At 62.4% G+C, this 15,889-nt stretch carries 14 protein-coding genes; 6 read left to right on the top strand and 8 right to left on the bottom strand.

Annotation, left to right across the window (positions count from 1 at the left end):
* Positions 1–6: 6 nt before the first annotated feature.
* The 3 genes from rfbC to IE166_RS10060 form a co-directional block, all read right to left on the bottom strand.
* Positions 7–561: a dTDP-4-dehydrorhamnose 3,5-epimerase gene (rfbC, locus tag IE166_RS10070; RefSeq protein ID WP_189503476.1), complete on the bottom strand. Its 555-nt coding sequence runs from the start codon at positions 559–561 to the stop codon at positions 7–9.
* Positions 562–757: 196 nt separating this feature from the next.
* Positions 758–3,166 carry a pyrroloquinoline quinone-dependent dehydrogenase gene (locus IE166_RS10065; protein ID WP_189503474.1) on the bottom strand — a complete coding sequence of 803 codons (2,409 nt, stop codon included), beginning with the start codon at positions 3,164–3,166 and terminating at the stop codon, positions 758–760.
* A gap of 35 nt (positions 3,167–3,201) precedes the next feature.
* Entirely contained in the window at positions 3,202–3,588 is a 387-nt protein-coding gene (locus tag IE166_RS10060) for a hypothetical protein (RefSeq protein ID WP_210312957.1), read from the bottom strand.
* Between the two features lie 264 nt (positions 3,589–3,852).
* On the opposite strand from IE166_RS10060, the gene IE166_RS10055 reads away from it, so the two are divergent.
* Complete coding sequence (locus IE166_RS10055) at positions 3,853–4,158, top strand: DUF982 domain-containing protein (RefSeq protein ID WP_189503470.1); 306 nt, start codon at positions 3,853–3,855, stop codon at positions 4,156–4,158.
* Positions 4,159–4,325: 167 nt separating this feature from the next.
* Here IE166_RS10055 and galE read toward each other — a convergent pair whose 3' ends face one another.
* Positions 4,326–5,333, bottom strand: coding sequence for a UDP-glucose 4-epimerase GalE (gene galE / locus IE166_RS10050; RefSeq protein ID WP_189503468.1), 1,008 nt, complete (start codon positions 5,331–5,333; stop codon positions 4,326–4,328).
* Positions 5,334–5,507: 174 nt separating this feature from the next.
* On the opposite strand from galE, the gene IE166_RS10045 reads away from it, so the two are divergent.
* The 4 genes from IE166_RS10045 to IE166_RS10030 all read left to right on the top strand — a co-directional run bounded on the left by IE166_RS10045 (position 5,508) and on the right by IE166_RS10030 (position 10,075).
* Positions 5,508–7,520: a GumC family protein gene (locus IE166_RS10045; protein WP_189503466.1), complete on the top strand. Its 2,013-nt coding sequence runs from the start codon at positions 5,508–5,510 to the stop codon at positions 7,518–7,520.
* Between the two features lie 117 nt (positions 7,521–7,637).
* On the top strand, positions 7,638–8,531 hold the full coding sequence (locus tag IE166_RS10040; protein ID WP_189503464.1) for a bifunctional methylenetetrahydrofolate dehydrogenase/methenyltetrahydrofolate cyclohydrolase: 894 nt from the start codon (positions 7,638–7,640) through the stop codon (positions 8,529–8,531).
* A 60-nt stretch (positions 8,532–8,591) separates the two neighbouring features.
* Positions 8,592–9,554, top strand: a complete 963-nt coding sequence (locus IE166_RS10035) for a GlxA family transcriptional regulator (RefSeq protein ID WP_189503461.1) — start codon at positions 8,592–8,594, stop codon at positions 9,552–9,554.
* A 101-nt stretch (positions 9,555–9,655) separates the two neighbouring features.
* Positions 9,656–10,075, top strand: a complete 420-nt coding sequence (locus IE166_RS10030; RefSeq protein ID WP_189503459.1) for a DUF2442 domain-containing protein — start codon at positions 9,656–9,658, stop codon at positions 10,073–10,075.
* Here the strand turns inward: IE166_RS10030 and IE166_RS10025 are convergent.
* Positions 10,072–11,400 carry an NAD(P)H-dependent oxidoreductase gene (locus IE166_RS10025; protein WP_385966053.1) on the bottom strand — a complete coding sequence of 443 codons (1,329 nt, stop codon included), beginning with the start codon at positions 11,398–11,400 and terminating at the stop codon, positions 10,072–10,074. The two genes, IE166_RS10030 and IE166_RS10025, sit on opposite strands and share 4 nt — an antisense overlap.
* Before the next feature lie 147 nt (positions 11,401–11,547).
* Between IE166_RS10025 and IE166_RS10020 the strand changes: the two genes are divergently transcribed.
* Positions 11,548–12,843: a lipopolysaccharide biosynthesis protein gene (locus tag IE166_RS10020; protein ID WP_244641501.1), complete on the top strand. Its 1,296-nt coding sequence runs from the start codon at positions 11,548–11,550 to the stop codon at positions 12,841–12,843.
* Here the strand turns inward: IE166_RS10020 and IE166_RS10015 are convergent.
* From IE166_RS10015 to IE166_RS10005, 3 genes are read right to left on the bottom strand one after another with little or no spacing between them, the layout of a single operon-like run.
* Positions 12,840–13,748, bottom strand: a complete 909-nt coding sequence (locus tag IE166_RS10015; RefSeq protein ID WP_189503456.1) for a DUF6492 family protein — start codon at positions 13,746–13,748, stop codon at positions 12,840–12,842. The two genes, IE166_RS10020 and IE166_RS10015, sit on opposite strands and share 4 nt — an antisense overlap.
* Entirely contained in the window at positions 13,745–14,521 is a 777-nt protein-coding gene (locus IE166_RS10010) for a WecB/TagA/CpsF family glycosyltransferase (RefSeq protein ID WP_308430519.1), read from the bottom strand. The genes IE166_RS10015 and IE166_RS10010 overlap by 4 nt, the downstream gene beginning before the upstream one ends.
* Positions 14,518–15,693, bottom strand: coding sequence for a glycosyltransferase (locus tag IE166_RS10005; protein WP_189503453.1), 1,176 nt, complete (start codon positions 15,691–15,693; stop codon positions 14,518–14,520). The genes IE166_RS10010 and IE166_RS10005 overlap by 4 nt, the downstream gene beginning before the upstream one ends.
* Positions 15,694–15,889 lie beyond the last annotated feature (196 nt).

The following is a 15,889-nucleotide window of genomic DNA, read 5'->3' as shown; positions in this document are numbered from 1 at the left end:
CGGTCCTTAAAAAACGAGGGAGACATCGCGCAGCAAGGGCGCAACCTTGTCCTTGTCGGACAGATGCGGTGCAGAACCTTCGATCGGCCAATCAACGGCGATTTCGGGATCGTCCCAACGGATGTTGCGGTCATGCTGAGGCGAATAGGGTGCGGTCACCTTGTAGAACACTTCCGTGTCTTCCTCGAGCGTGAGGAAGCCATGAGCGAAGCCTTCCGGCACCAGGATCTGGTTGAAGCTTTCGGCCGACAGAACAAGGCTCGCCCATTTTCCGAAGGTCGGTGAACCCTTGCGGATATCGACGGCCACATCGAAGATGCTGCCGCGCAGAACCCGCACCAGCTTGGCCTGTGCAAAAGGCGGCTCCTGGTAATGCAGGCCGCGCAGTGTGAACTTTTCGCGCGAAAGCGACTGGTTGTCCTGGATCCATTGGCCGGGCAGGCCGGCCTCGATCAGCCGCTGCTGATTGAAGGTCTCGGAGAAGAACCCGCGATTGTCACCGAACTTGCGCGGCGTGAGCTCGACGACATCGGCGATGGAAAGCGGGGTAACGGTCAGCATCGAACACTCTGATTGCATATTGCTCTTCTGCGAACTGCTAATAGGCGAAGCGTCCGCTCGTGTCGACTGAGGCGAGCTGACCTCAATCGCATTGTGTTGCAGTCGCTGTTCATTCCGGAAGTGGAGCGCTTCGGTTCCACCAACGAAAACGGCGGACCCAAAGGCCCGCCGTGAAGGTGTTTCTATGCGCCGGATGTCAGGTCTGAGGCAGCGCGTAGGCGATGTAGTAGTCGCCGACCGGTGTTTCCATGAAGTGATGGCCACCGGCCTGGATCACGAGGTATTCGCGCCCGTTCTGCTCATAGATGATCGGGTTGGCCTGGCCACCGGCCGGCAGCACATCCGACCACACGACATCGCCGGTCTTCACGTCGATCGCGCGGATCAGGTTGTCCGTGGCTGCAGCGATGAAGACGAGACCGCCCTTGGTCACGACCGAGCCGCCATTGTTGGGCGTGCCGATGGTGAAAGGCAGGAAGGACGGGATGCCGAAGGGACCATTGCGACGAGCCGTGCCGATCGGCTTGTCCCAAAGCGTGTCACCGGTTTTCAGATCGATGGCGCGGATGCCGCCGAGCGGAGGCTTCTTGCAGGGGATGCCGGTAAACGGCGCGCGCCAGCCGGCATTCACGTCAATGCCATAAGGCGCGCCTGTCTGCGGATCGCCCGCACCTTCCGCGTTCGAACCGGACTTCGCACCCTGTTCGATCTCGTTGATCGGCTTCAAGCCACGCTTGTCGGCCTCTTCGCGGGGGATGAGCCGGTTATGGTTCGGCACGTCATTGTAGTTGGCAACGATGATGCCGCGTTCGGGATCGACCGCTACGCTGCCCCAGTCCGAACCACCATTATAGCCGGGATACTGGATCCAGTAGGTGTCGGTGGTCGGGTGAGTGTAGACGCCCTCATAGGTCGCCTTGCGGAAGGCGATGCGGCAGAACAGCTGATCGAGCGGGGTTACGCCCCACATGTCGGCTTCGGTGAGGTTTTCCTTGCGGAGCGTGTGGTAGCCGGAGGCCGGCTGCGTCGGCGCATAGTTGCCTTCTTCCACGCCACCGGGAGGTGTCTTGATTTCCTCCATCGGGACCAGCGATTCACCCGTTTCACGGTCCAGAATATAGATGTCACCCTGCTTTGACGGCAAAACAACGGCTGGTCGGCTGCCGCCATCAGTCGGGAAGTCGATCAGGGTCACCTGGCTGCCGAGATCATAATCCCAGACGTCCTGGCGCACCGTCTGGAAGCGCCAGCGTGGCTTGCCGGTGGTGACATCCAGCGCCACGAGCGAGGTAGACCACTCGTTCTCGGCCTCGGAACGGTTGCCGCCCCAATAATCGACCGAGGAATTGCCGAGCGGCAGGAAAACGAGGCCCGACTGCTCGTCGCCGGTGGCCGTCGTCCACATGTTTGGCGTGCCGCGCGAATAGGTCTGGCCTTCCGGTGGCAAGCCGGTGAGTTCCGGATTGCCGAGATCCCAGGCCCAGGCGAGTTCGCCGGTTACGGCATCGAAGCCGCGGATCACGCCAGACGGCGCATCCTCGGCCTGACCGTCCTTGACCTGCGCGCCGGTGACCACGATGCCGCGAACGATGGCGGGCGGGGCGGTTACGGCGTACCAGCCTGGCACCTTTTCACCAATGCCGGTCCACAGATCGATCGTGCCGCCTTCGCCGAAGTTCTGGCAGGGCTGGCCGGTCCTTGCATCAACGGCGATCAAGCGCGCATCGATCGTTCCTTCGATGATGCGGGTGGCGCAAGCCTGATCCGGAGCGGCATCTGGGACTTCGTAGTAAGATACGCCGCGGCACGAAGCGCCATAGGGGATCGCTTCCGCAGGCACTTTCGGATCAAAGCGCCAACGCTCCTGGCCGGTCGCTGCATCCACGGCGGTCATGATGTTCATGGCCGAGCAGATATAGAGCGTATCACCGATCTTGAGCGGCGTGCCCTCTGGCGAATACTTGTCCTTGGTCGCTTCCGTTGGCATGTCGCCGGTGCGGTAGGTCCACACCTTCTGGAGGTTGGCCACGTTTTCCGGCGTAAGCTGGCTCAGCGGCGAATAGCGGGTTGCCTGTTCGCTGCCGCCCCAGAAGGGCCAGTCGGTTCCAGCTTCCCGCTGCGGTGCCACCGGGCGTGCGGCCTGGACGGGCGCGGTGTTGCCTGCATCCGGCACGCTGGCAGGGCCGGCATCGCTCGCATCGCCGGGTTGTTCGGGAGCGCTGCCAGGTTCGGTGGAAGGTGCCGCAGGAAGGGTTTCAGGCTGCTCGTCACCGCTTTGGCCCGGTTGTGTGGGCGTCGGCTGGACGTTTTCGGCTGCGGGAGCAGTCGGAGCGGCAGGAGCCGTAGGCGCAGCAGGAGCGCTTGGCTCAGCCGGCGTTGCCGGCGTTTGCGGCGTAGCCGGAGTGGCTGGCGTTGCAGGAGTAGCAGGCGTTGCGGGAGCGGACGGCGTTGCCGGTGTCGCGGGAGAAGCGGGTGCCGGTCCGGTCTGCTCGGTTCCTGTTTGCTGGGTCGTGGTATTCTGGGCAAAGGCGGGCAAAGCGGCCAGTGCTGCGGAAAGGCCGAACAGTCCTGCTGCTGCGGAGCGCGTCAAGCGTTTCGGGTGCATGAGCGAAATCCTTGAATGAGCAAAGGGGGTGCCGATTAGCGGCGACGGCGCGGACGCGACAGCCGGGACAGAACCGGCATCGTGGCGAGCACCAGGATCAGGATGACCGTCGGCGCAACAAGGCGCGGAACCTGCGCCCACCAGTCAAAGCCTGCTTCCCAGAAGGCCCAGATCACCGTTCCGATATAAGTGAGGAGGTAAACCGACACGGCAGCAAGCGAGCCGCGAAACAGATAAAGCGCGGTCAAGATCAGGCCGAAGCCGGCGAAAACATAATACCAGGAGCCGCCAAGCGCGATCAGGTAAGCGCCGCCGCCGAAAATCGGCAGTCCGAAGAGAATGAGAACAATGCCCAGCGCGACCACCGCCCAGTAGCCCGCGCCGCGTTGGCGTGTGACGGATCTCGATTGAAGAGAACTCACCGCTGCCTCCATTTGCAAATTGATGTGAACGAACCGGGCTAGCCGAAGGCTGGCGTTAGGCTTTGGTACACGCACGACTTAAGTCAAGGAAGGCCTTAGACAATGGCGTTCTTTGAACAAAATCCACGACCGCCGAATGACGCCCATCCATTTTCGTCGCCGATCCTGACAGGTTTGTGGCATCATCTGGCGAGCCGGCTATGGAACACGCCTTCCTTGTAGACGTTGTGGAAGACAATCCTGAAGTGCCTCAAAGGAACGTCCATGAACGCACAGACATTCGACAAACCGGTGGCAGTGCTTATTGGTCTCGGCTTCGTGCGCAACGTGCCGACGGTTATGGCCGCCTATGAGATGGTGGCAGAATGGCCAGCATCGCCGCGCAGTCTGCCTCAGGTTAGGGCCTTGAACGCCTGCCGGGCGGCGCTGAATGGAGAGGGCAGGGCGGAAGATGCTCACTTGGCCTTCCTGGATTTTGCAGAGCATACCGGAATCCTGATGGAGGATACCGCATCCCTTCTGCCCGCCGCGACGCAGATTGCTGTTCGTCGCGCACCTGGATTGAACTAGAACTTACCCACTCTTATCGCTCAGGATCTAGGCAACTTTTTTGTTGCGCAATTTTGAGGCAGCGGCTACAAAGACCTCACGGCCGCTCAACCTCCTCCCTGAACGGCCGAATCGAATGAACGCCTGCCGCACCTCCTCCCGCGGCAGGCGTTTTTCGTTTCAAAGCCTCAGGCAGTGGCTGCCGGGGTGAAGGCGTTGCGCCGCCCCAGCGCGGTTTCCCATGCCAAAGCGTGGCCAACGATCGTATCGAGATCATCGTAGCTCGGCTGCCAGCCGAGTTCGGCGCGCGCCAGCGAGGCATCGGCGACGATGGCTGCCGCATCGCCTGGGCGCCGATCGGTGGTCTCGACCTTGAAGTCGATGCCGCTCAGCCGCTTCACGCTGTCGATCACGTCCAGCACGGAGTAACCGTGGCCGTAGCCGCAATTGGCGATGATGCTGTCCGCGCCCGAACGCAGCCGCTTCAACGCCAAGCGGTGGGCGGCAACAAGATCGGACACATGAATGTAATCGCGCATGCAGGTGCCATCCGGTGTGTCGTAATCGGTGCCGAACACGTTCATCTTCTCGCGCTTACCAAGCGCGGTTTCGCAGGCCACCTTGATCAGATGCGTGGCTCCGGGCGTCGACTGTCCTGTGCGCGCCTTAGGATCAGCACCTGCGACGTTGAAGTAACGCAACGCCGTAAAGGTGAGCGGATGCGCGGCAGCCGTGTCGCGCAGCATCCATTCCGTCATCAGCTTGGAGCGGCCGTAAGGCGATTCCGGCACCTGCGCTACGGTTTCGGACACCGGCTCCATGCCGGCACCGCCGTAAACGGCCGCCGTTGAGGAAAAGATGAAATGGGGGACCTTGGCTCGCACAGCGCTTTCGATCAGCGCCCGCGATTTCACGGTATTGTTGTCGTAGTAGGAAAGGGGATCGGCCACCGATTCCGGCACCACCACCGAACCCGCGAAATGGATGATCGCGTCGATGTGATGCTCGTCGATCAGCCTTGCCAACAAGGCTTGGTCGGCAATGTCGCCTTGAACCAACTTGGCTTCCGGCGCCACGGCCCATTCGAAGCCGGTTGAAAGCCGGTCGAGCACAACGACATCCTCGCCGTCGTCGAGCAACTCCCAAACCATGTGGCTGCCGATATAACCCGCTCCGCCCGTAACCAGCACCGCCATTGAATTTTCGTCCCTACAGGTTTTTCTACGTTCCTATAGCGGGTGGAACGCCGGGGTGCGAGCCGCTTGACGCAAGATCCCGCCATTCAGACCGCGTGCTTTAACCATTTCTTTTCCAAGCTTGTTCAAGGTGCCTTAACGGGGATGAGGGCTGGGGCCGGAACTGCGCGCGCGATGTTTGATGCCGATGACCACCCTCGCGGGAGCGTGAAGCCCGGAAGGCGCGCTGCGTCATCGCTCCTCACCATTCGGTCGTCTTCGGCTCCCCAAACGCCTGCGCCTTCAGCAGCAGATCGTGGCCTCACTGCGCGTCTGCGCGAACGGTTCTCCCGTGGGCGAAACCGCCCGGCAACCGTACCCGCTGCGACCGAACCGCCAGAAGCTCTGCTGCCGCGATCGCCCGTTACACGCGTTCAGCTGGCGACGGACACCGACACCTGGCGTCCGCTGATCGATCCTGGTACGGTGCTGATGCGCGTGGTGCGCTCGCCCTGGACCATCCTGATCTGCACCGTTGCCGGCACCGCGCTCGGCGTTGTGGTCGCGCTGAATACGCCCAAGGTCTACGAAGCCGCGACCGATCTGCTGATCGACCCGCGCGATCTTCAGATCCTCGATCGCGAAATCAGCCAATCCGGCCTGTCCTCCGATGCCGCTTTGGCGCTGATCCAGAACCAGATGCGGATCATGACCTCCGGCAACGTGCTGAACAAGGTCGTAGACCAGCTTGGCCTGCAGGATGATCCCGAGTTCAATGGGCAGGCTAGCAGTGGCATTGATCTCAACCCGCTCAACAGGCTGAGGGCTGCCCTCGCGCCTGACGACAATGGTGCGCCGAACCCTGCAATCCGCCGCACCATGACCATCCAGAACCTGCAGCGGCATGTTCAGGTGACCCGCGACAGCGCCACCTTTGTGGTCACGATCTGGGCGAAGGCGCAGGATCCTGAGAAAGCGGCCCGTATTGCCAATACGATGTCATCCGCCTTCCTCGAAACAAGCGCCAGGTTCCAGGCCGAAACGGCAGGACGCGCCACAAGCGAACTCACTGGCCGGCTCGACGAACTACGCGGCTCGGTTGAAGACGCTGAGCGTAAGGTCGAAACCTTCAAGGCCGAGAACGGCATCGTCGACGCGCAAGGCCGGCTCATCACCGACGACGAAATCCTCAAGCTGAACGACCAGCTTTCCACCGCGCGAGCCCGAACCGCCGAACTGAAAGCGCGCGCGGCGACGGTTGGCACGCTCAACGTCGATGCCGTCGTGGGCGGCATCTTGCCGGAGCAGATCAATTCCAACGTGCTGGCTCAGCTGCGAGCGCAATACGCCGCCTTGCGCCAGGAAGCCGATCGCCTCGCCGTGCGCCTCGGACCGCGACACCCCCAGCGTTTGGCAGCCGATGTTCAAGTTGGAAGCGCGCGCGACCAGATCGCCCAGGAGCTGCGGCGCATCAACAGCTCAGTTCAGGTCGAGCTCAGCCGCGCCCAGCAGCTGGAAAAGGATCTTTCCGGCCGTCTCGAAACGCTGAAAACCCGGCAAGGCGATCTCAGCGGCGAGCGTGTCACCCTGCGCGAGCTGGAGCGCGATGCTGCCTCCAAGCGGGCCGTGTACGAAGCCTTTCTGCTGCGCAGCCGGGAAACTGGCGAACAGGAGAACATCAACACCGCCAACATCAACATCATCTCGCCGGCGAGTGCCCCGCTGCAATCCAGCGGCCTGTCCCGCGCGAAGATCGTCCTCATTGGGTTGATCCTTGGGCTGGGCGCCGGCATCGGCTTAGCGCTGCTTCGCGGCGTGTGGGACAGCCTGCGCCAGAATGCGACCGCACGATCGGGCCAGCGCCGTCAACCGCCAGTTGCCGCTGCAACACCGCAGCCAGCACGCGTAGCTGCTCCTCCGGTTCAGGATAGCAGCATCTATCCCGCTCGCGCGCCATCCCTGAAAAGCGAAGCGCCGCATTTTCCCTGGCAGGCAACGCAGGAGCAACCGCAGCCCGGCCAGCAGTGGCACGATGCGGTTCCGCCTTTCTCGATCTATGCGGCGCAATCCGCGCAGCGCCTCGATCCTGCTCAAAATGTGCAGCCCACTGCCGGCTTCGAACGGTCGGCCGTTGAAGAAATCCGGGCCAGCCTGCGCGAATTTCGTGAGGCGGTCGAAGACCTGAAGGAAAGCCGTCGGCGGTCCTAAAACCGAAGGCATCAATCCCGAGCATTGCGGAAGCGGCATATCGCGCCGTTGCCGTGGAAGTGCTATCGCCCGCTCATGCGCTAAATCGAACATGCGGTCTGCAGGCGGAGAAGAAACATGGCTGAAGTCATCAACGGCAAGCTGGTTGGCGAAGAGGTTGTCGCCAAGGTGAAGGAAGCAACGGCTAGCCTTCTTGAGGATGGCGGTGCGCAGCCGGGTCTGGCCGTGGTGATCGTCGGCGAAGATCCGGCCAGCCAGGTCTATGTCAATTCGAAGTCCCGCAAGGCCAAGGAATGCGGCTTCCATTCCGAGCAGCACACGCTGCCCGCTGAAACGAGTGAGGCCGATCTTCTTGGCTTGGTGGAAAAGCTTAACGCCGATCCGGCCATCCACGGCATCCTCGTTCAGCTGCCGCTGCCGGCGCAGATCGATTCGGCCAAGGTGATCCAGGCGATCGCCGCTGAAAAGGACGTCGACGGCTTCAACTTCACCAATGTCGGCAAGATCGGCGTCGGTGAACTCGACAGCGCCTTCGTGCCCTGCACGCCGGCCGGCTGCATGATCCTGGTTGAGCGCGTTCATGGCAAGGATCTGTCCGGCCTGACTGCCGTCGTCATCGGCCGCTCCAACATCGTCGGCAAGCCGATGGCCAACCTGCTGTTGGCCGCCAACTGCACGGTCACGATCGCCCACAGCCGCACGAGGGATCTCGCAACGCTCGCCCGCACCGCCGACATTCTTGTGGCCGCCGTCGGCCGGCCGGAGATCGTCAAGGGCGATTGGGTAAAGCCGGGCGCTACCGTGATCGATGTCGGCATCAACCGCGTCGTCTCGGCGGAAGGCGAGAAGGCGCGGCTGGTCGGCGACGTCGCCTTCGCCGAAGCGTCCGAGAACGCCGGCGCCATCACGCCGGTGCCGGGCGGTGTCGGTCCGATGACCATCGCCATGCTCATGGCCAACACGCTGGCTTCCGCTTACCGCGCTTCCGGCAAGCCATCGCCACAGTTCTGAGGCTCTTACGTCCAATGTTTTCGCCGCCCTGATAAGCGCGGCGTCAAAGGGTTCACTGGAATGTCTGATCCCGCTGGCGGCGGCCGGCACTTCGCCTTTTTGCTGGTCGACAAGTTCGCGATGTTTTCGCTGGCAGCCGCCATCGATACCATGCGTTCGGCCAACCGGATGTTGGGCCACGACTTCTACAGCTGGACCACCATCTCCGCCGATGGCGAAGCGGTTATGGCCTCCAATGGCCTGCCGCTGAAGATCGACTACAGCGTGGCCGACATCCCGCCAGCCGACATCCTGTTCGTGTGCCTGGGCCTCAGCACCGAGTTTCCCGGCAAAAGCAAGATCCTGGCGGCACTCCGCACTTGGGGAAGACGCGGCGGCGCCCTCGGCGCCCTCTCAGCCGGCTCTTTCCTGCTCGCCGAAGCAGGGCAGCTCGAAGGTCACCGCTGCACCATTCACTGGGAAAACCGCGCCGGGTTCCGCGAACGCTTCCCGGATATCGAGTGCACCGGCAATGTCTATGAGATCGACCGCAAGCGCTACAGCTGCGCTGGCGGCACGACCTCGATCGACCTGATGCTGGAGATCCTGCGCAGCGATTTCGGTCAGGGTCTCGCGAATGAAGTCGCCAACCAGTTCCAGCACGAGCGCATTCGCTCCGCTGGCGACCGCCAGCGCATCGGCCCCGAACGCGATCTCACCGGCAAATCGGAAAAGCTGCGCAAGATCGTCGAACTCATGGCCGACAAGCTCGACGAGCCGCTATCAGCCGTGCAGCTTGCCAAGGCGGCCGGACTGTCGGTGCGCCAGGTGGAGCGCCTGTTTCTGCGACACCTCAACATGACGCCCGGGCGCTATTACATGCGGCTGCGCCTGGAACGCGCCCGCGAACTGCTGCGTCAAACCAACATGCCCATCCTCGACGTCGCCATCGCCACCGGCTTCACCTCCCACTCCTACTTCGCCCAAAGCTACCGCCTGCAGTTTGGGCGTCCACCGAGCGAAGAGCGGCGGACGACGTATTGAAGCATTGCGAAACCCAGCAGATGGGTTACCGGACATGCGCCGGTTGATGAACGAGATTGCGCAACGGCAGACTGAGTTTTTGCACCAGTGGGAGCGTATCCATGGACAGCGTGACTGATGCCGACTTGGCTGCTGCGGAAGCTCGCGGTCGACAGATCCTCGAAACGGAGCCTCGTGCCGAGCACGCTCGCTTTAATGTGAAGACGCTCCGCATAGAAATCGAGCTGATCAACGGATGCAGCTACGCCTTCCCAGCTGCTCTGGTGGAAGATCTGCAAGATGCCGATGACGCCGACCTGGAGATCGTTGAAATCGAGGGTTTGGGGCTCAATCTTCATTGGCCCCGACTTGATGTCGATCTTTATGTGCCTGCACTAGTTGGCGGAATCTTCGGAACGCGCACTTGGATGAACCGCGCCTTGGCTCGGCATGCAGGTAGGCAGACCTCGTCTGCCAAGGCTGCTGCTGCTCGCGCCAATGGTGCCAAGGGTGGACGACCGAAGAAAGTGGCTGAGAGCTAACCCGCCACCGAACTCCCAAACACCATCTCGTCCTGCTTCTGCCTGAGCTCGAACAGCCGCGTGGAGCGATCGGGGTTGGCGTTGGCGTAGGTGATCAGTTCGCCCTTCTTGATCGGCGCCGTCACCGTGCCGCCTTCCAGCAAGCCGCAGGGGACGGCGCGGGCGTTGCGGGCGTCTTGCGCGGTCATGATCCAGGAGCGGTAGGTGTATTCGCCGATCGCGTCGAAGCGCTCGCCTGCTGCCAAGTCGCGCTTGGCCACCGCGCAGACTTCGGCCACGGGGCGGTCGAGCGGCACCATGTCGGGTTTGCCGTAAAGCACGACGCGGGCGCAGGTCAGCGGCACTTCGAGGCTGGTGAGGTGGAAGGGGCGGTAGAAGGTGAAGTAGGGGCCTTCCCCGAGCTTCAGGTCTTCCATCCGCTCGCTAAGGCGCGGATGTGCCATTTCGGCGATCACGAAGACGCCCGGCGCCACGCCCTTGCCGATCGAGAAATCCACCACGCCCTTCTTCGACAGGACGCCGCCATCTTCCACGGGGCAAAGCACCTTGGGCAGTTCTTCCAGCGTGGCAGCGGGTCCATGCATGCCGGCCTTGTCCGGCACAAGGCCAGTGGCATTGGCGATGGCGCACATCTCGACCATGGTCTTCGAGCCGTCCACGAACTCCACCAGCATGCGCGGGTTCATGTTCCGGCGCTCCGCTTCGGCGCGGTAATCGTCCGGCACGGCATCGTGGTTGAGCGGATTGTTCTTGCCCTTGCCGGCCGCAACCACGGTATAGCCCAGCGCCGAAACCAGCTCGATCAGCTCCATGCAAGAGGACGGCTCGTCGCCGGCACCGACGGAATAGATCACGCCGAGCCGGTCGGCCGTCTGGCGCAGATAAGCGCCGATGGTGACGTCTGCTTCGACATTCATCATCACGAGGTGCTTGCCATGCTCCATGGCACGCATGCCGAGATCAGCACCGGCTGTCGGCTTGCCGGTGGCGTCCACCACGACATCGACAAGCGCGCAGGACAATGCCAGTTCAGCGTCCCTGACGATTGCCATCTTGCCGGCTTCGATCGCGCGCGTGACGCTTGCCGCATCGCCAGCCTCTTCGGCGCTGTCGTGGCTAAGCTCTGCGATCCGCACGGCATCCCAGGCACGCGTCCCGCTGCGGTCAACGACGACCGCGACCTCGATGCCCTTCATCAGCGCGACCTGCGTGATGATGTCCGTGCCCATCTCGCCGCAGCCGATCAGCCCGATGCGCACGGGCCGGCCTTCTTCGGCGCGCTTGATAAGATCGCGGGCAAGGCCGGTTGGCGCAACATTGAGCATTTGGGGCATCCTTGGGCGGTGCTTCGCCTTGCCGTTGATAGAGAGCGCGGCCCTCTGTTTGTCAACGGAAGCCGCCTGCCTCAACTTGGCGCGGCCGGTCGAACCCGCCGTTAAGCACCGCCTGCTAGAGCCAAGCTCATGATCGATATGCCGCCCGAAGTTGCACAACAGCCGGCCACAGGTGCTTTCGCGCGCTTGTGGGCGCAGCGTGCGCTGGCGCGAGACTACCTGTCAGCCATCAGCGGCTCGGCCGGTCGTCTGATATTCTCGCTGATCTATTTCGTGGCGCTGGCGAACACGCTGACCATCGCCGAATTCGGCCTGTTCGCCACCGCTTCTGCAGCCGGTGTGATGCTGTCGCGTATTCTTGGCTTCGGCTTCACCGCGCCGCTTTACCGTGTCGCAACGGTGCGCCCGCGCTTGATCGGCATCTTCGCCGGCGGCTTTCTGATGATGGGCGCGCTCTCTCTGCCGGTGCTTGCCCTCGGCAGTGCCGCCGTTTTTGCGCTGTTCTTCGCCGGTGATCTGAACGCACTGATCTTTGCCGAGATCGTAATCGCCGAGGCGCTGTTGTGGCGGCCGACGGAAACGATCGTGATCGTTAACAACGGCATGAACCGCTTTGGCCGCGCTTCGGTGCTGGTGATCCTCGGCACGGTGCTGCGGGCGGCGGCAGCCGGTCTCTTCGCGCTAACGGCAGTCCGGCAGGGGCTCGGATTGGCGGATTGGGCGCACTTCTACCTCGCCGCCAACGCCGCCTCGCTGCTGATCGCCATCCTCTTTTTTGCGCCGCCAATGCGGCTGCAGATCCGCCCGCGCTTTTATTGGAAGCGTCTGCCGGATGCGCTCTATGTCGCCGGTGCCGAGCTGTTGTTCTATCTGCAAATGGAGTTCGACAAGCTGCTGGTCCTGTCGCTGGGCGGCGCCGAACTAGCCGGAATCTACGCCATCCTGATGCGGCTGGTGGATCTGACCGCCATACCGATCCGAACCTTCACGATGATGCTGGTTCAACGACTGATGCGGCTGCCGGACATGATGAAACGCTTGAGGGTGCGGGTTGGTCTGGAGGCGGGCGTCTTCCTGATTTCGACAGCGGCTTTGCTTGCCCTAGCCATCATCCTCACCGTCGCACCCAATGCGCTCGGCCGCAATGTCGCGGCGGCGGCAGGGCTCGTGATGCTGGCGCTCGCCATTCCCGGCTTCCGCAACCTCACGGAATACCATGCGGAAGTGCTGTTCGCGCGCGGTCAGACCCTGCGCCGGGCGATCAACCTGCTGATCCTTACTGGTGCAAAGCTCGCAATCCTGACCGTTCTGATTGCCGAAGCAGCCGATCCCGCAGCCCTCACGCTGTGGCTGAACGGCGGCTTTGCGCTGCTTTACATCCTTTCGGCCGTCCTCACCTACACCGCGCTGCGCCGGCCGGCCAAAGTCATTTAAGCCAGCTCCAGTGTTGCGCGGATCTGGTTGATGTCGGTGCCGGTGAAAGACTGGATGCCGATCGCCACCTGATCCGTGGCCATGCCGCTCACAAAGGCCTGCAAGCCACCCGCCGAAAGTTCCGGACCTGACCAGTACACGCGGCACAGCTCGCGGTCGCTATGATAATGGTGCTCGAGACCCTCGATCTCGTCGACATAGCGGCCATAGATCGTGCATTCCGAGAATTGCCGCTGCAAGCCAAGCACCTCGACCCAATGGCGGCCATGCACCGCTTCGATCCGCTCGCATATCGCCCGGATACTCTGCCTGCGCCATGCGATCAGCGTGACGATGTAATCGTGCGGCGATGAGATGGGCGGCTCGATGCCAAGCGCCAGGGCAGCGTTGGAAGACCAGCGAGAATGTTCTTTCCGCGTGTTTTCAGCCAGACCGTTTTCGCGGCGAAACAGCTGGAGCTTGTCGTCGCGCCACATCGTCCGGCAATCGAACGCTTTGATGAAGGCGACATCGGAATCCACATAGATCAGCGCGTCTTCATCGATCTTCGCGTGCAGGGCGATGCGGCGAAGCTGCTGCACATGCCAGCCCCGCAGCGGCATGGTGCGGGTGCTCAGCCAGATGCGCCGGGTGAAGAGGCTGGTGGGGTCGGGCAGCGCATGCAGCCAGGAGGGCAAGAGATCGCGCTCGTCAACGACGGTGCGGCGCGGACCTTCCAACTGCCGGAACAGCTGGACGTCATGATGCGCAACCAGAATGTAATGATGCGCCATACCCGTGACATGCGCGTCGATCGTCTCGCATAGAAGACGGCAGCGCTCGAAATCCGGCCCGTAGCTGGCCGTCACGATCGCAGCGCTGTGAGCAGACGCTGCATCGCCCACGATGCGGGGCGGGTTGATCAAGCGCGCCCACCAAGCGGCCGGCGTTGCCGCATTACGCGCCAAAGGAAAGCAGGAACACCCAGAACATAGCGGCGGAACAGGCGGCGCGGCTCGACCGCCAATCGGTACACCCATTCCATGCGCAGGTTGCGGATTGCCGGCGGCGCACGCGGCACCGTTCCACTGAGGAGATCAAACAAGGCGCCCACCCCGATCGGGAGGATGCAATGCTCCAGCGTAATATGGTCGGCGATCCAAAGCTCCTGGCGCGGCACACCCATCGCCACGATCAGCACGTCCGGCTTGAGCGCGATGAGTTCGGTCAGAATGCCCTTTTCCCGCTCTTCGTCGAAAAAGCCGTCGTGGATGAGCACGAATCGATGCTGGGGCGCACGCTGCTCAAAGTAGGATCGAGCGCGTTCGACGCTGTTGCGCTTTGCACCCAACAGGGCAACGGTCAGCGGCGTCTTGGTTGTCGCGAGCCATTCCGGCACGAAGTCCGTGCCATTGAGATTGGCAGGGAAAGCGGAACCGTAGAGCATGGATGAGGCGATATCCACGCCAATCCCGTCCGGCAAAACGATGAAGTCCTTGAGGACCTTCGCGTAGCGCGGATGGTGGACGGTCAGATTGGCATTATGCGCATTCATGAAGCCGATGCGCGTGAAGCGCTTCTGCTCCACGGCCTCATTGAGCAGGTCAATCGCTTCCTGCCATCCAAGCGCCGCGACCGGAGTGCCGAGAATATCGCGCGTCGGCATGGCTGGAACGGCCGGAAGGGAATGCACCGTCACGCTGCATGCCTCTGCATGGACCTTGGCAAAGCAGCAAGGCCGCGGCTGATCTGCCGGTCCATCGCCTTGATCTGCGCAGCATGAAAGGCGCGCCCATCGCCGTCGACCAATCGCAAGCGAGCCGCGTGGGTGAGGGCGAGCGCGAACGCTGCTGGATCATCCGCGACCGTGCAATTTTCAGGCACATCCGCGATGCCGCGCAGCGAGGAGCGGGTCGCCACCGCAGGCATACCCAGTTCGAAGGTCTCGATCGTTTTCAGCTGCACGCCGCTGCCTGCCTGGCTGATCAGCGGGATCACCTTGGCGCCGCGCACAAAAGCCGTTGCGTCCTCGACCCTGCCGACGAATTCCACACCCGGATGATCCGAGCGCAGGCCTGCGGGCGCTCGGCCCGCGATCTTGATCTGCATAGAATGAGGCAGTTGCGGCACGACCTGTTCGAGGAACCAGTCCAGGCCGATCCTGTTCGGCTGCCATGTCCACGTGCCGATCAACGCCAGATCATAAGCGGGCTGGCGTGAGGATAGCGGCAAGAAGGCTGTTGCACGTGTCGTCAGCGGCAGGGTGGCGGACCGGCGGTCATCGGCTATGCCCAGCGGCACGCGGTCTTCTTCCGCCAGCGTGAACACAAAGTCGGCCTGTTTGCAGAGCTTGGCTTCAAGCTGTTTCAGCAGGCGCGCTTCGCGGGTGTAAAGCAGTCGCTCGACGAGGGAGCGAGCCGCCACCGCATTCTCAGCCGCGGATTGATGCTCGACATTATGCGCCACGAAGATCGATGGCTTGTTTCGAAACAGGTCAGGATAGGCGCCGGCCAGCGTCACGCCGTTCAGCACATAGCCATCGAACGGTTCCAGCGTTTGCAGCGCCTTACGTATGCGCACCTCGCCGGTGTGCCGCAGCTTCACGGAAGAAAAGGTCTGCCCTTCCGCCAAGGCGCGGCCAAGCCATAGCAGGCGCTGGCCGGCGGATGCGGTATGCGTCTGCACGTCAACGGAACCGAGAACCACGGTATTCTCAGGATCGATCGGCTGTTTGCCCGGCCAGGTAAAACCCACCACGCTGACTTGGACGCCCGCGCGACGCAGGCCATCGATAATCGCGGCATTCGCGATCTCGTAGCCGGTGGTCAATGTTCCATCGGGAACGAGAGACGTCACGAAGGCCAGATGCATTCCACTCGTCCTGTTTCCACCGTCCTATTTTGGGGCAGTGAATGCTTGCTTAAACCATCGCAGCAAGAAGCTTGCCAAGCCCCCAGCTCTCTTCTTTGCCAGATTTGCGTGGCCAACTCTTTAACGGTTCCTCAAGGCAAGTCGGGCATGCAGCCGAGGAGGATTTTGCCGCCGTTGGTTCGACCGTAAAAGGGCG

This window comes from Tianweitania populi (genome assembly GCF_014652875.1).
Classification (GTDB): Bacteria; Pseudomonadota; Alphaproteobacteria; order Rhizobiales; family Rhizobiaceae; genus Tianweitania; species Tianweitania populi.
This window is presented reverse-complemented; position numbering and strand designations above follow the sequence as displayed.

Coding starts and splice junctions, on each gene's coding strand:
- rfbC (WP_189503476.1), bottom strand. CDS start 561: ATGCTGACCGTTACCCCGCTTTCCATCGCCGATGTCGTCGAGCTCACG.
- IE166_RS10025 (WP_385966053.1), bottom strand. CDS start 11,400: ATGCTCAATGTTGCGCCAACCGGCCTTGCCCGCGATCTTATCAAGCGC.
- IE166_RS10065 (WP_189503474.1), bottom strand. CDS start 3,166: ATGCACCCGAAACGCTTGACGCGCTCCGCAGCAGCAGGACTGTTCGGC.
- IE166_RS10045 (WP_189503466.1), top strand. CDS start 5,508: ATGTTTGATGCCGATGACCACCCTCGCGGGAGCGTGAAGCCCGGAAGG.
- IE166_RS10030 (WP_189503459.1), top strand. CDS start 9,656: ATGGACAGCGTGACTGATGCCGACTTGGCTGCTGCGGAAGCTCGCGGT.
- IE166_RS10020 (WP_244641501.1), top strand. CDS start 11,548: ATGCCGCCCGAAGTTGCACAACAGCCGGCCACAGGTGCTTTCGCGCGC.
- IE166_RS10005 (WP_189503453.1), bottom strand. CDS start 15,693: ATGCATCTGGCCTTCGTGACGTCTCTCGTTCCCGATGGAACATTGACC.
- IE166_RS10055 (WP_189503470.1), top strand. CDS start 3,853: ATGAACGCACAGACATTCGACAAACCGGTGGCAGTGCTTATTGGTCTC.
- IE166_RS10040 (WP_189503464.1), top strand. CDS start 7,638: ATGGCTGAAGTCATCAACGGCAAGCTGGTTGGCGAAGAGGTTGTCGCC.
- galE (WP_189503468.1), bottom strand. CDS start 5,333: ATGGCGGTGCTGGTTACGGGCGGAGCGGGTTATATCGGCAGCCACATG.
- IE166_RS10035 (WP_189503461.1), top strand. CDS start 8,592: ATGTCTGATCCCGCTGGCGGCGGCCGGCACTTCGCCTTTTTGCTGGTC.